The following is a 16,444-nucleotide window of genomic DNA, read 5'->3' on the forward strand; positions in this document are numbered from 1 at the left end:
TACATCTTTTGTATTGAATAATAATTTTTACCATGCTCGTTTGAGTTCTAATAAATGTCCTCATATTCGAGTACTTCAAGCGGTACAAACTCGAGGTAGTCGAACATAAATTCACCTGATTTAACAGCTTTCACCGAAAAAGTATGTGTACTCCACTCATCGAAGGTATAGATACCCAAAATCCGTCGAAGAGCCTGTTCTTCCATACGTGCACTCGCACCACTGTACCACCACTCTGCAATAACTCTAAAGCTGGCAGGGCCTTTCATATAACCCCGGTTACGCATCGCTTTGTCGTTTTCAAAGCCTTCAGGATCACGGGCATCGGTACCGGGATATTGATAGCCTATATCCGGATCGTTCGCTGAGATACGTAAATCAAGCGGAATTCCGGTAGGTACTCCATCCCAGTATAACTGGGCTACACCACGGCCACCTGTTGGCTGATAACCAAAGCGCACTTCATAGGTTCCGGGTGGAATGGTTACTGTAGTAATATCGAAATCGTATAAACCGGCCAGGAAGAGTTCGTCTCCCTGATAGTCACAGAAACGGTCATCAGCATTAAAGTAATGAACTTCGGTTGTTGAAGACGCATTAATGCGTTCACAAAATCCATTAGGAATATGCCAGCGTTCGGAATATAAACCACCACCGATCAGGGAATTTCCAATACGTATATTGTTATTGACAAACTCAGGAAAGAAACTGGACACATCCATTCTGAGACGCTTCGTTGAAAGCATCCGCTCCACCTCTCCATTAAAAACAAGAATACCGTCAATTTCGTGATAAACACCGTTTATGGCATCATTATCAAAATCATCTGTTAAACGGATTGCCTGACCCGTTTCAGGAATCATATTGAAAAGATTGTATTCGTTTGTTGGGCGAAATGAACGAATTTCTACTAAAGTGTTGGGACATAGCGTCTCAACGTATTCAAACATGTCAACCACTTTTACGGAGTGTGTTTCACCTGTTGATTCGTAATTCATCCCGGTATTGTCGTATTTTTCAACCAAAAGCCTCATCGGAAGTTTTTTTACCAGGAGGTGATACGCCACGAAACGGTTCAGGCTGTTTCTCTTGTCCGTTAAATCAGTAATCGATGCATCTTCAGGATACATAGCATCGTAAACCTCTTTTGCGTAGGCTTTCAGTTCATCTAAATTGTTGATGCCATTTTCAGCATAAGTAGCATTACTTTCCATTAAAGCTGTAAAGCCATATTTTCTTTCCCGTGGGACACGCTGCCAGGCATAGTTATAGATTTCACGTGCATTTTCACGTGCAACCCATTCCTGAGGTGGTGTATAACTATCATCTTTAATCGCACTTAAATCCACATCCAGACCGGTTGCCTGCAATGCTTCATAAAACAGTGAAAATTTATCATCGGTTGATATGGCCTCAACCAGTGTATTTTCGGTAGGGGATACTACTTCATTAATTGCCTGGATTACCCCATTATGTGCTTCAATATCCTTCGTAGTGATGGTCGAATTTGAATTAATAGTGTAAACAAGACCTGTTTCTCCGGTCGAAATACTTATATCAACATAACGACCACTCATGGTTTGCTTATTCAAGAAACCTTCAACAAAGTCATCAGTAGTTATTACAAAGTCTTTAATAATATGGTCATATGCGATTTTCTTAAGCTCTTCCACGGTAAAATCATCCACCGAGCTTGCCTCTTTGCTTTGGTAAAATCGCATCATTGCATCGTCATCAGGCAGAAAACAGGTGTAATCGCCGTAGGCATTTAATAAGCCCATAACTTCGCTTTTTTCGAGAAGCTTTGCAAATTCGGAGTAAGTCTCCGGTCGGTTCTTTATATACTGACCAACTGTTTCTCCGGTAAACGTATAGTAGTTATCGCCAATATCGTCGCTGTTACACGAAGGCATCACCAAGATCAGTCCCGCTAATACAATCGTTAGCAGTGATAATCCCTTGTAGCTTAATTTCGCTAAGCTATTTTTGTTTACTGTTGTATTCATTTTATGGATTTTCATGCCTTAAACTTTTACTTATTTTCCTCTGCCTGAACCTTATAAAATTCATTCTGTACCAAAGCGGAATTCGCTTTTAGCTCATCGGTATGAACGGGCAAATACAGTGCTTCCATTACCGACATTTTGTTCGCCTCACCGGATGAGCCTCCGGTAAATTTCTTTGTTACATAACTTAGTAAGGGTGCCGGCGAATCAACACGACGTGCCATTCGCATCAAGTCGAACCATCGTTTCCCTTCAAACATCAGTTCGCGCTGGCGTTCTCGCATGTACAACTCATCAAGTTTGAGTTTTGTAGAGTAATTATCAGCTATTAATCCAAGTTCGTCTTCCTCTACATTCGATCTCATGTATATGGTGTTTATCAACTCAATGGCTTGCTCTTTATTACTTTCAAGCTGAATCATTGCCTCCGCCTTCATAAGATAAATTTCTGAAAGTCGGTAAACGATCCAGTTTGCGGTAACATTTCGGTAGAAGTAAGTACTGGCTTCGGTTGTTGGATCTTCGCGCCTGTCAGCACCGGCGTATTTAAATACATAATAGCTGTCGCCACCGATCACCTGGCGAAGAAAATCTTTTTCGCGCAAATCTTCACTGCTTTCTTTTCCACTACCTACCACATAATTAAACGGACTATATCTTCCGGTAACCAGCGGGGCAGGAAAACTCCACTGACCGGCCATACGCCCGGAACCACCAAAATAATCGTATACAACCGAATTGAACATCTGGTCGTCGTCAAACTGTAATTCAAAAATGCTTTCCTTGGAATTTCCCTGATAAAAAACTTTTGAAATTACATCTTCACCCATTTCAAGTTCTAAATCCGATTCGGGGTCATTCAATATCTGATCGCACATCTCGATACATTTACTGTATTCTTCTTGCCACAGATAAATGTCGGCTAAAAGTGCCCGTATGGCATTGGTGGTGACTCGACCTTTTGTTCTTTCCAAAGTTTCAAAATTGTCGCGCGAATAGCGTAAAGCAGTTTGCAGATCGCTAACAATATAATTCAGGATTTCATCTTCGGGCGATTGTGGAATGCGGTAATCCTGTGCATCATCGATACTTGGTTCATTAACCCATGGAACATTCTCGAAGGTGCGCACCAGGTAAAAATACATTAGGGCGCGTAAGGTGAGCACTTCCGCTTCCATTGAATGAAGCTTTGATTCGGTAAAGTTGGCATCTTTGTCTACTACACCGGGTGCATAATGCAAAAAGTTGTTGCAGTAATTTATAACGGTATAAAACGATCCCCAATGGCAGTAGCCATTATCTGCAGTAATATCGACATTAAGCATTTTTGACATGTCAGAAGGCATTCCACTGCCATACCAAACATTATCCGAACGCAGTTCTCCCCAAACGAGCATTCTGCTCATTACATCTCTTTCGGTTACAGAACGGTAACATGCTGAAAGTACCTGTGTTACCTGACTTTCATTTTGCCAGTAATCATCAAGAACGATTTCACTTTCAGGTCTTAAGTCGAGCCAGTCAGTACAACCCGACGAGGTGATTAAAAGACCTGCAATTGATAATATGGAAATTATTTTTTTCATATTCTTCTTTATTCATTTAAAAGGTCACAGAAACTCCAAATGTCGCATCTTTTGAACGTGGGGTTGGAGAATTATCCACACTAACACCAAATGAGCCATAACCAACCTCCGGATCCACTCCGGTGTACTTTGTTAATACAAACAAATTGTTGATGGTCATGTAAAAGCTGACCTGACTCAGGTTATATTTATCCAGTTTTGCTTTTGGAATTGAATAGTTGAATGTCAGGTATTTAAACCGAACGAATGAACCGTCCTCAACATAGCGGTCGCTGCCTAACCAGTTGTATCCATAATTGTACAGTGCACGTGGCATATCAGTTACATCACCGTCTTTTCTCCATCGCCAGTTCACCGAAACACTTTGATTATTTAAGTAATACATATTCTCTGCATTCATACGCGCCATGTTTACTATTTTGTTTCCGTAACGGAAATTGAAGAATGCAGTTAACGAAAAGTTTTTGTAGCGTACAGTTGAGCCAAATCCTCCATTCAGTTTTGGATTTGAGTTCCCCAGGTAAACAATGTCAAGTTCATCGATGTTGCCATCGTGGTTAATGTCCTCGTAAATAGCATCACCACCTCTGAACTGATATTCATTACTCTTTCCATATGCAAAATACATGGGTAAGGGACTGCCTTCTTCGTTGGTAAATACTTTCCCGTTTTCGTCGCGCGCCACAGGAGCATTTTCCTGCACCCCTTCAATGTAATCGTTGTACTGGTAAACGCCTTTATACCTAAATCCGTAGATCGATCCATAAGAGTTATTTTCCTGCAGACGCGACAGGTAGGTACCGTTGGTGTAATCGTAATCGGCATTGTAATTGGCAAGAATATCGTCTCTCAACTCAATGATTGTATTCACATAGTTCGACAGGTTGAAGTTAAAATCGATCGTGAAATCCTTTACCTTGATCGCTTGTTGTGTGAAAAAGTTCAATTCCCAGCCGTTATTGTCCATCACTCCCACATTTTGCCATGGAATCTGACCAAAACCGGATGAACTTGGAACTTTCAGATTTTTAAACAGTAAATCCTCTGTTCGTTTGTTGTAAAAGTTGAGGTCGAAATTCAACCGATTATTGAAAAGAGCAAGGTCCAGACCATAGTTTAACGAGGTTGATTTTTCCCACCTCAAATCTGCCAGTCGTAGGGTTGTAGGTCGTGTCGCCGGCATATCAATGTAGGTTCCGTAAGGCGAGTAACGACTAAAATGCAGGTATTCAGCATCGGGTTGGTTACCGGTGATACCCCAGCTGGGGCGGATGGCAAGCATGCTTAGCCATTTTTTTGTCGACTCCATAAAAGGTTCGTCCGAAATGATCCATTTGGCTGATAATCCCGGGAAATTACCGTATTTGTATTTTTCACCAAATTTGGTACTTCCATCCCTGCGGAAAGTAGCTCCAAGAATGTATCGATCTTTGAATACATAGTGAGCCCGGAATGTTATCGCGTTTGAACGATAAGCAAAACGACTCGACGAAATTCCTGTTGAATAGCCATATGACGAAGCATCAACAATAGTTCCTGAAGGAAGGTTTGTAACGCCCATCCCCTGTGAAGAACTATTTCCTGTGATGAACTGGAAAGCACCCTGCACCAGCAGCGAATGATCGGGATTGTATATTTTTGGCTGCCAGGTAACTTTGTTATCCGCCAAAACCGTTGTACTCTCCGAATCGAAACTTTCAGCAAAATTGATATCGCCGCCGTTCCATGGTGAGTTAGAAACTTCGGCAGGCAGAAACCTGCTTACTTTATCATTGTTCACATCGAACGAAACATCCAGATTGTACCTCAGTGTCTGTATTTCCGGATCGAGCAGGTCGTACTGTAACCTGAAAATCGGACGGATACGGTAGTTCTTGAGGTTGTTGGTAGCCAGATTGGCCACAGCTACCGGGTTTCGCATATCCCGTTGATCGGGATGAAGACTGGAGCTACGCGATATGTTGTAATAGACATCCGTTTTATTTCCCAGCAAATCTTGCTGATAAATGCTAACGTTAGGCATTTTGCGATAAGCCATTCCCAGTATATTGTCGTAATTTCGTTGGTTGTCGGTATAAAAGAAGGTTAGTTCAGAAATAAACTTGATGCGATCGGATACCGAATAATCGAGATAGGCAGTCGAGGTTATCCTGTTCATTTTCTGTCCGATAACAGTACCTGTTTGTGTTAAAAATCCGCTTGATACACGGTATCTGGCACGCTCGCCACCACCTGATACATTTACATAGTTATCGTGTTTAAAACCTAACTGAGTTACTGCATCAACCCAGTCGGTGTTGTTGTTGAAGTTTTCGTATTCCGAAAATGTTGGATCGTACAGAAATTCCCGAACATTTGCTGCATTTTCATTCTGCTGCGGATTAAAGTAAGCCTGCTTCATCATCATCGTATAGTCGTCACCACTCAGCATGTTCAAACCTTTCGGTTGTTTGGCTACAGTGAAACGGTACGAGTACTGGACGCGGGTAGGCCCCTGGGCGCCTTTTTTGGTTTTGATAACCAAAACTCCGTTGGCTCCCTTCGATCCCCAAACTGCAGTTGATGCAGCATCTTTTAATACTGTGATTTCTTCGATATCGTCGGGGTTAATACTTAACATGTTGGCATATTGCTCTTCGTTAGCAGCTGAAAAGTCAAACGAAGGATCGATGTTAATTTCATACGGAATACCATTAACAACAATTAAAGGTTGTGTATTGGCATTGATCGATGATGTTCCCCTGATCCTCATGGTTGCTCCCGAACCAAGGTCGCCCGAGTTGGCTACAATATCAAGACCGGCAATACGACCCTGCATCGCTTCATCGATTGAGGTTACCTGAACCCCTTCAAATTCTTTTGTGCTAAGTGTTTGAACTGCAGTTGAAAGTTCGCGCTGCGGAATTTCAAAGTTTCCGTCAGAAACTTTCTTTTCGGCGGTAATCACTACATCTTCAATAACCTGCAAATCCTCTTTCAGAGTTGCGTTTATTACTGTTTGGTTGCCTATTTTCTGGCCCTGAGTGACAAATCCCACAAAACTAAATGCGATGTTGTTCTCCGGATTCTTGATCTTGAGAACATATTGTCCATTTATATCGGTAATTGTGGCACTGATAATCCTTTTTTGGGCGTCGGCTTCAATAACAGTGGCTCCCACAAGCGTTTCGCCATCGGTTGCCGAAGTAACTGTTCCTCTTACCACTCGCTCGGTTCTTGTACTCTGCCCCGGTGAAACGAAGGGAATGAGTAGATAAAAAAACAGAATTGTTACAACTATTTTAAATTTCATATCTGTTGTCATTTTATTCAAACCTCAAAACATTATCAATCTGGTGAATAACTGCTGTTGAAGAAGTAATTATTGTTGAATTTTCAAAATTACTACCGGTTCCTGTCCCGTCAATCTCTCGGTAGGACTGTGGGCTATTACTAAAAATGTAATCCCGTGTCATGATGTTATATAATCCGTCTTCACGAATCAGATTGGCGGTGCCATAATTTTCAGTATTCAATGTTATGTTTTGGCCATCACTATTGATTCCCAACCTGTAATATTTGTCTTTGTATGTTCCAAATTGAGTTACTGCATCGTCATTTTTAATCGTGGCAGTTTGATACAATTTGTAAAAAGTTTCACCGTCAACGAATATTGAATTGTCCTGGAAGTGATAGCGTAGAAATCGCTCCAGTTTTTCAATTTCGGCAGCCTTTTCTCCACTATCCTGGATGGCATCGATCTGTTCCCAGTTCATGATCAATCCATCGTTTATGGCTTGTAAAATGGCTTCATTGGTAGGAACATAAACTGTATAATTAAAGGTATTAAATAAACTTACGTTGAAGTCGAGGCCGTAATAGTTTGTCTGTCGTAAGAATATGGCACTTGTTGCCGGAAATCCATTCAGCAGGTTAAAAAATTCGCTAAACTCAGGCGTTTTGCTTAAAACACCATAAACCGATTGCAATGGTGCCTGCAGTGGCTTGTCGATAAAAAAGGTTGTTCCGTTTTCCTGTCGGTAAACACCATCTTCCACAACATTTATCGAAGTTCCCGATTCAATGTCAAATCCCGCCTGTACTTTAAGATCCGCTCCGGTTCCGTTAACCAGCAATATGTTGCCATTTTTGGTAAAGTAATATTTGGCCCCCGATTCAACATCCCCGATTACGATATGCGTATCAAGCATATCCAGCAGGCGGTTTCGGATAAAGTTATAATTGTCGATTGTATTTACAGAGTCACCTACTTCACCGGTTAGCGGATCGTAAGTATAAACTGTTGCATTTACTTCAGAAGTCTCCTCGTTGTACCAGTATTTCATCACACCCTTAACATCTTTGGCATAAGCAATCGGGTCAAGATAATTCTCGAAATATTCATCGGTTGGTACAAAGAATGTATAGGTGCTTTTCAGAGCATTCAAGTACAAGTCGAATTCATTTTCATTCACTGCCCAGTTGAATACTTTAGTGTCTTCACTAAGCAGCACCGGGGCATAAACCGATATATAATCATCCGGTGGATAAACTTTGTTGGTGTTGTATACCACACCATTCAATCCTACATATGAACTGCTAATATCACCCGGAGAAATTGGAATCGGCGAGTTGTTATTATCTACCAGTTTATCAAAACGGCCCGGAACCGATTCAAGGAACGATTCGCGAAGATGCCTGTTTAGCAGCTTCATAATGATGTAATCCGGGGTGTCTTCCCAACTTCCAAAACGGTTTTTGAGAATTACTCCTGCTCCGTTTTCAAAATAGTCGGTCATAGCTTCGTTGGTAGGTGCTATAATTGCAGCCATATCCGATTGCATAGAACTTCCGGCTGCAGAAGAAACATATTCGTTTCTGCCCGGATTAAAAGGAAGTAATAAATCGCTGCCGATCAATCTGCCATCCGGATAACGTACTCGTCCATCCCAGGCGGAATAATAGATTTTTTCGAATATCGAATCGATCGGTTGCTCAGGATTTACCTGGTTGTATGCGTTCGTCTGCGATGCATTATAATAGGGCGCACTAAAGCGATCCAGCAAGTCTGAAAAAATTCTTGAATCAGGATTTTGATCCAGGTACTCAGCTAAGTTAACCGGTGGAAGTAACACATCTTCCAAAACGTGAATGTATCCGTTTTTACATGTGATGTCGCGCTCCTTTACCTTTACACTAAAGATGTGTGCATCGTTGGGGCTTCTTTCAACACCTGTAATTAAGCTAAAGTCAGCGTTATCTATTCGTGCACTTTTCAGCGATCCTTCCAGAAAATGTACCATTGGCCACGAAGTGGCATCTTTTAGTAAATACATGCCCTTGTTTTTGTGGCTGTTCCAGAATGGTCCGTCAGGCAGCTTGTCTCCCGATAAATGAGGAATGGAGTCGAGTACTGAAACAGAAGTGGAGCGACGCAGTGCCGATCCTTCCTGTAATTCTCCATTATAGTAGTTCGATAAGGTTTCGATAAGGTAGGCATTATCAATCATAGAGAATTTAATAATCAGCCTTTTCTGAGTCAGACTCAGTCCTTCGTAACTTGAGACATTCCAGGGATTGTTTTGAAAAAATCGCTCGAATGCATCATCGTCGGCAACAAACAGCGTCTTACTACCTGTTTTAGCCAGTACATCCCGATATTTATCCGATTCCTGAAGATCGTCGATCAGTTTGGTATAATACGTGTAATTCTCGTTCGCTTTCAGATAATCATAAATACTGGCACCAAGCCATTCCGGTTCGCTGTTGTCGTATAAATATTCATCCTTACAGGAAATAATTGCAAATAATCCGGCTAACAGAAGTAATTTCATCAGCAGATAGTGCCTTAATTGTTTCCGAATCTTAATTTTCATAGTTTGTGTTAATTTTAAATGCATGTCCACAAAATACCTTTAAGTACAAGTTAAAGGCTACATAAAAAAAATGAGCCATTAGCAACAGAGGGTCCTCCGGAATACCGCACCGGATTTTCACAATTACTATGGCTATTGGTTTCTATTTTTTTTGAAATACAAGTACTGCCTAATTCGGTTTCTGACTGAAACTTTTTCTTATTTGAAACAATGAATTGCAGGAATACTAAAGCGGCGTGCAGTATTGTAATCGTTACACCTACCAGATCCGAATTGCGAGAATCACAAGTTGGAAATGTTATACTGTTAGTTTTAGTGTTCACTTCGTTCAATGAATTAGTAAGATTTGTTGTATTCGTTCAGTTATAAAATTCTATGTTGCGAATGTAATTTTACAGCAACGAAATAGTAATCTGTAATCCGTCAAAAAGTGTCACAATTTCACAATCTTGTTGCTGTTACTTAATATCTGATTATTGAGAGTTTGCTTAAGGTGCACATCTTGAGTGTTTTGTGCGGGTTCGAGTGATGTGATCTGTCTTTTAGCTTACTTATTCGATGTGAAAAACGGATTAGAAACGTAACGAATTTAAGCTTGTATTTTACCTGTATGGTTCTGCCATTTCTTTTTCTTCCAACAAAACGTAGGTATTGAAAAGTACCCTTTTCAGGCTTGGATACGAACCACTTTCATAAGCCTTCAATAAATAAGGCAAAGCTTCACGGAAAATAGCTTTTCCTTTTTCGATTCCGCGGTTGTATTCTGCATAATCAACCCTGTCGGGTTTAGCTTTTGCTTCGTATTCCTTTTTTCTTAGAGCAAATATTTCACTGCCTTCATTAAATAGCATAATCCCCAAAGTCATATTTGCTCCCGGGTGATCCGGATCGATTTCTAAAACTTTATTGTAATATTCTTTGGCTTCTTCAACCTGATCTAAATTCTGTAATGAAACAGCTTTAAAAAACAGGTATTTAGTTTCTTCAGGATACCACTCCAGTAGCTTGTTTGTGGTGGTTAACAACTTATCGTATTGTTTGGAATTAGCATACAAATTGGCCAGACTTTTTGTTATATCTTCATCGTAATCGGGAAATGCGTTCAATTTTTCAAGTAAAGCAAACTCGTAAATTGAATCATTCTTCTCGCTTTTTGAAAGACTGATTAATTTGTCGTATATACTGAGTTGAGGAACCTGTAATTCAACCGCTTTTGAGTAATAATTCAGCGCAGCAGGTAGATCTTTTAATGCCTCGCTTGCCATTCCGGCAGATGCATAAACCTCGGCTAATTGTGCAGAATCAGCGTTGCCGGAAGCTATTAATTCCTTGCACATATTTAAACCACTTTCATAATTTCCGTCCATCATGGCCATTTTGGCATCGGTTAATTTGTCGTCAAAATCCTGAGCCTGAATTGTCGCGTAAGCAAGAAATGAAACGATAAGGGAAAGTAAAATCTTTTTTGACATTGTTCCTTTTGTTATGGTTTGATTCATTAAATTATTCGATCTGTACTTGACTTTGACATGGTTTAGTCAGTCCAAATATTCTTAAAATAAAGATCAAAGATAATCTCAAATCAAGAAAAACCCAATATACGAATTGGTCAAGGAAGCTATATAAATTGGTACTTCAGGCTGGAGCGTATGAAATTTTGAGTTTTTATTGTCAATAAAAGCAAAATTCTGCACAAAAGATGAGAATCGGTTTCTGAAATTAAACAGAACGGATTTAAGGTTTTAAACGAAAAATAGATTTGGGACAAATTCAGTTTGCGAATAGTCTTTTATTTGTTAAGGAGTTTAACGTTAAACGTTAAACTCTTTTCTTTGAAAATAATCAGCCAATTTTAGTCAGAAAAGGGCTATTCAAAAACCGGAATTGAATTTTGTGTAGAAGGAGACTGTCCTGTAACCTCGGGCCAGCCATTAATCCAATGCACCTGGTCCATTAACACAACACGACCTTTATTAGGCGTGCTTCTAATGTATGAATGGTACAGTATCCAGTCGTTTCCGGCATCGTCTGTTACAATCTCCGAGTTATGGCCCGTTCCAACAAACTTGTCGTTGGCCTGAATAAGAACTTCGTATTCATTATCCAACATTTGTTTCCCAGCTTTGTTAACATAGGGGCCAAACAGGTTCTCCGAACGCCCCACAACGGTCCGGTAGCTGCTGTTGGCGCCTTCGCAGCATGACCCAACAGAGGCAAACAAATAGTAATAGTTTCCTTTTTTATGGATGTAACTTGCTTCAAAAGCTGTACCTGCAACCTTTCTGGTTGTTGCAGGTTTCATACTCAGTCCGTCATCGTTAAGTTCTAAGGCATAAATTCCAAAGAAACTTCCCCAGAATAAATATTTTTTACCGGCATCTTCAATGTAAAAAGGATCGATAGAATTATGTACTCCTATCTCGTTGCTGCGGAATAACTTCCCGTTATCAGTAAAAGGCCCTTCCGGTTTTGTTGCCGTTGCAATACCTATACCACAGGTATTTCCGCCTCCCCAAACCGACATTGAATAATACAAAACATACTTTCCGTTGATGTAATTAATGTCAGGTGCCCAAATTCCACCATTAGGTTCCCAGTTCGGTCGGGTTTCATCGGTAAAGGCAGTGCCTATAAGTTTCCAGTCGGTTAAATTTACCGACCGGAGAATAGGCGTATTATGAATGTCTTCGGTGGCGTAGAGGTAAAAATACCCGTCGGCTGCCTTTATAATGGTGGGGTCGGGCAGACTTGTTGGAACAACCGGATTATTGTAGGTTGAATTTTTATTCTCATTTGAGGGTTCATCATCTATATTCAAATCGTTTCCGTTTGAACACGCTGCGATAAAAAGGAATATCAAGGGGATTGCAAAAAAGTAGGATCTCATAATTTTAAATTTACTTGTTTAACAGAAACCTTTCGTTTCAGCTTAATTAAAAGCGGAATAAAGAGTATCCGGAATGTTTATATAGTCTATAGGTATAAGCGGTTTATTTTATGAATTTTCTTACGATTCTACTATTTGTTTTAGTAACAAAAGAGATAAGGTACAGGCCATTCGGTAAGTTGGCTACATCAATTGTAAGTTGATCATCATATTTCTTGTTATTGCTGTAAATCGTCTGACCTTTTACATCAATAATTGTTGTTCTAATGATCTGTTGATTGTTTGGTTTGATTTTAATGAAAGAAGTTGCCGGATTCGGAAATACCAGAATATCATCTTCTGCTTGTTCGATTAAACCTGAAATGGCTGTTGCCTGGTTTTTAGCATGTAAAAACAGTTGAGAGCCTGGAACTACTTCTCTTTGTTGTTGAGAACTTTCCCATTCGAGAACAACATTTGCTCCTCCAATATCATCAAAAAACTCTACCTTAATATCGTAGCGTTGACCGGCGCTAAGAGTTATCTTGCCGGAGTAGGTTACATCGTAGTCATTTAGCCACTTGTCAATAATTAACTCATTGTTTATCCAAACCCTGCGTCCGTTATCTGATGTGATGTAAAACGTATACTCGCCCGAATGCAGCGGTTCTATTTTTCCGGTCCACCGAACTGAAAAATAATCAGCAGGTACTTCTGCTGCAGGATATAGTTCTTCCCAATTAAAGTTGACATTCGGATCAATCCGTTCGAGCAGCATTGTTTCAAAGTTCATTCCATAAAAGTATTGACCAATCAATCCGTTTGTGTCAGAAGTAGGTGACTCAGCTTCAATAAATTTGAAATTATTAATGTTGCAAATGTATCCTGTTCCTTTATATATCAGGTAAATATTTTGCAGGCCTTTCACATTCTCAACAGGACAAGTAATTGTTGTATAAGTTGACCAATTACCGGTATTGTCAGTTGTGGCAGTACCTATCAACTCTCCGTTTGGTGCGCCTAACCTTATTTCAATACTGTTTCCTGAAGCAAGGCTGGAAATTCTGAACTCAGCAGCTACTGCTCCGGTGGTTCCGAAATCAACATTGTAATAAGCTGTATGATACCCGTTCTGAATTCCTCCTAAGTAAGAAGTCTCATCATCTGGTGTTGGATGAATAATCATAATGCCTTTCAGGTAATCAAAATCCTCTGACTCAATTTTTAAATAAGCATCTTTAACCGTTGTCGTTTTATATGGACAATTTATCATTAATGATACAGCTGTAGAAGCATTAAAACCCCGGTATTCCACCGTTTCTTCGGCTCTTTTACTCCAGATTGTAGAGATAATATTTTCAGAGTTCCTGTTGTTATAAGCCACCTTCGCATTTAATTGTAGCCACGGAATGAAATTTGGACGATTACAGTCAACCACATATTTACGGGCATAACGCATTAAAATTCCTTTAAAACCATCTAAGTCAGGGCCTTCTTCGTACCAGATTACGCTTGAACGAAACATATTTTCTTCTGTATACCTGGCTATCCGATCGGCCATTTTTAGGTAAGTTGGGTCTTTTGTGTAATTGTAAAGCATGACCGACGCTCCAAGATAAGTTCCCTGATTATAAGTAGAGCTCCAGTAATTTGTTGCACCGTCGCCATTGGAATTATAGCTGTCGTACACTTCGCCTGTTTCGGTTACTAACAAGTTGTTTTTCGACCAATCGTATAATTTAATCGCCTTTGTATAATAATCATTGTTGTTTGTTGCTTGCGCTAAATAGCAGCAGGCAACCATTGCCGGACCATTTATACACGAATTGGTTCCGGGTACGCCCATTTTCCATGTCAGCCAGCTACCGCCGGCATGATTGGCACGTTCATACATTTTATCGAACTGGTCTTTGGCTTTGTTTATGTATGTTTGGTTATTTAAAATTATTCCTGCCCGCACACAGGCCAAAACCATCCAGGTAATGTCGTCGTTAAAGTCATTCCACATCCAGTCATGGCCATATTTAGTAAGAACCTGATTGTACATCTCGCTAAACATGGTTGCATATTTAAGGTTTCCGGTCACTTCATAGGCATCAACAACTATTTCCATCATTTCAGCCACTCCCCAATAACCTTCATTCGGAATTATTTCATCGCCTGTGCGTGCATCGTAATATTTTGCTTTCCAGGCAGCAAAAATCTTATCTGCAATTTCAGGTGTTGGCGCTGCCTCTCTGGCGTCTTGTTCCTCAAAAAACCAGCTTTCTCTATCTCCTCCGGCTGATTCGCTTAACTCAACATTTGAGCCATCGATGGTTTCTGTTCCCGCAACAGCCAGCACAAAATCTGAATCCAATGCGCATTTTATCGAAAAAGTGCCATCTGCATTTTCATTGATCTGCCACAAAACTGTAGCATCATTTGTATTTTTACATTGATCGATATTTAGCTGGTTCTCGGGGGTAGTTCCGGCTATGTGAAGTAATTTTCCACTTGCTATGTTGGTAAGGGTGAATTGATTGTCGCTAACAGCAGTTAACCGCCATCTCTGTGCATCAGAATCCGTATCCGTCCAGATGCACACATTGGCGTTATCAGACAGCTCAGAATTAAGTACATCAAGTACTTTTCCCGATGCCTTTGAGGTGATTTTATAAATACTTCCGGAGCTAATTGAACTTGATGAGGTATTCTCACTACTAATATCCGGGTTGGCGGTTTCGAAAGGATAATTTTGAGTGTTATCTACTGAACCGGTAATTGAAGGTGTGCCGGTAGTGATACCTTTTACTTCGTTAGAAACTATGGACAGCCAAAAAAGAGTTACTATTGAAAATAGTAGATGCCGAGGTTTCATGAAATCTTAGGTTAAAGGTTTGTTAGGTATAAATAAATCGAAAGAAGTACGTAAAGTACTTCCTTCGATTTAAAATTTTATGATTGTGTCTTGCTCCATTGAAGCAAGAGAGAAGAATAGATTTTATCTATCTTTTTTCAAGCGTAATGGTTTCGTTCAGTGCATCGATTGTTACAATAGCGGGGCCAGATTGTTCTTCTGTAACCCACCATTTCAGATCATCACCATAACCGGCAGGGGTTGCCTGAATACGATTATCCTCCCATATATTTGCGTTAGCAACAATAGGGCGTAGGAAAGGACATCCCCAACCTGCACTTTGATCATTGTAGGGCAGTTTGAAATCATTGTTGCCCTGCATGGTACATTCAAGAGTGAAAATGCTTGGATTTCTCGGATCCCAGCTAAACTCGGTTGAAGAAGGCATATTCCATGCAACACCAATTCCGGTACCTACGGCCCAAACATGGCTAAATCCTTTATATCCAAAAATGATCTCTTTGTCGTTTTTGTTTAAAATAATCGAATACAAACCGGACTTGGTCACGGTAAATTCCATATCAGAACTACTATTCGTTGAATTCTGCACTAATTCGGTAGAACTTGCTCCCATACTCCATGAGCCTTTATCTTCAACCAGGGAATTAACGAACTTAAAGGTTCCAATCTGTAAATTGCCTTCCCATTGATATTTATTACCAATGTCTTTGCCTTCGATAATTTCAGTTAGCTTAATCCCATGACTGATTTCCGATCCATTAGGATTGGCAGAACCAACAAGGTACAGGTTTACCGGTTCGATCTCGAAAGTGGTTACCAGCACTTTTGTGGTTGAGATTTCGGGTTTTACAAAGAAATCTCCATTTGATGAGGCTATTACTTCTGCCACTATTTCGGCTGTACTTCCAAAATTTATTCCAAGTCCGTAAAGAAGGGTATTTAGGTCGAAGTGTGTAATGCTGTATTCAAAAACTCCCTCTTCGATTGGAATGGTATCGGTAGCAGTTGTAAATCCGGGGAGACCTAACTTGAAGTAATACTTAATCTGCCCATTGTTGATACGTTCCTGAGCCTGATCCCAACTGAACGTAATGGCGGTTTCATCCATTAAATCCTGTGATAATGTAAGCTCCTCAACGCTGGGAGTCAGGTGCATGCCGTCTTCAACGGTATCTATTTCAATTTTTACATCGTACTCTTCATCGCAACTGCTAAAAAGTAGCATGGTCATTGCGAAGATTACGAATAGTATATTAATTTTTTTCATCTGT

8 protein-coding genes are annotated in these 16,444 nt (G+C 40.3%); all 8 read right to left on the reverse strand.

Translation table 11 applies throughout. The features are described 5' to 3' along the window. Positions 1–47: 47 nt before the first annotated feature. The 8 genes from HFD85_RS16235 to HFD85_RS16270 all read right to left on the reverse strand — a co-directional run bounded on the left by HFD85_RS16235 (position 48) and on the right by HFD85_RS16270 (position 16,440). The gene (locus HFD85_RS16235; protein WP_167612236.1) at positions 48–2,006 is read right to left on the reverse strand and encodes a fasciclin domain-containing protein; all 1,959 of its coding nucleotides are present in this window, start codon (positions 2,004–2,006) and stop codon (positions 48–50) included. A gap of 26 nt (positions 2,007–2,032) precedes the next feature. Continuing rightward, positions 2,033–3,592: a RagB/SusD family nutrient uptake outer membrane protein gene (locus HFD85_RS16240; RefSeq protein WP_167612239.1), complete on the reverse strand. Its 1,560-nt coding sequence runs from the start codon at positions 3,590–3,592 to the stop codon at positions 2,033–2,035. Between the two features lie 16 nt (positions 3,593–3,608). Further along, entirely contained in the window at positions 3,609–6,884 is a 3,276-nt protein-coding gene (locus HFD85_RS16245; protein WP_206081998.1) for a SusC/RagA family TonB-linked outer membrane protein, read from the reverse strand. A gap of 13 nt (positions 6,885–6,897) precedes the next feature. Beyond that, on the reverse strand, positions 6,898–9,447 hold the full coding sequence (locus HFD85_RS16250) for a fasciclin domain-containing protein (RefSeq protein WP_167612246.1): 2,550 nt from the start codon (positions 9,445–9,447) through the stop codon (positions 6,898–6,900). A gap of 602 nt (positions 9,448–10,049) precedes the next feature. Beyond that, on the reverse strand, positions 10,050–10,919 hold the full coding sequence (locus HFD85_RS16255) for a tetratricopeptide repeat protein (protein ID WP_167612249.1): 870 nt from the start codon (positions 10,917–10,919) through the stop codon (positions 10,050–10,052). A gap of 395 nt (positions 10,920–11,314) precedes the next feature. Further along, positions 11,315–12,334: a family 43 glycosylhydrolase gene (locus HFD85_RS16260; protein WP_167612252.1), complete on the reverse strand. Its 1,020-nt coding sequence runs from the start codon at positions 12,332–12,334 to the stop codon at positions 11,315–11,317. A gap of 103 nt (positions 12,335–12,437) precedes the next feature. Further along, positions 12,438–15,173 carry a glycoside hydrolase family 76 protein gene (locus HFD85_RS16265; protein ID WP_167612255.1) on the reverse strand — a complete coding sequence of 912 codons (2,736 nt, stop codon included), beginning with the start codon at positions 15,171–15,173 and terminating at the stop codon, positions 12,438–12,440. A 127-nt stretch (positions 15,174–15,300) separates the two neighbouring features. Further along, positions 15,301–16,440 (reverse strand): SusE domain-containing protein, encoded by a 1,140-nt coding sequence (locus HFD85_RS16270; protein WP_167612258.1) that lies wholly within the window; start codon positions 16,438–16,440, stop codon positions 15,301–15,303. Positions 16,441–16,444: the final 4 nt, after the last annotated feature.

This window comes from Maribellus sediminis (assembly GCF_011799805.1).
Classification (GTDB): domain Bacteria; phylum Bacteroidota; class Bacteroidia; order Bacteroidales; family Prolixibacteraceae; genus Draconibacterium; species Draconibacterium sediminis_A.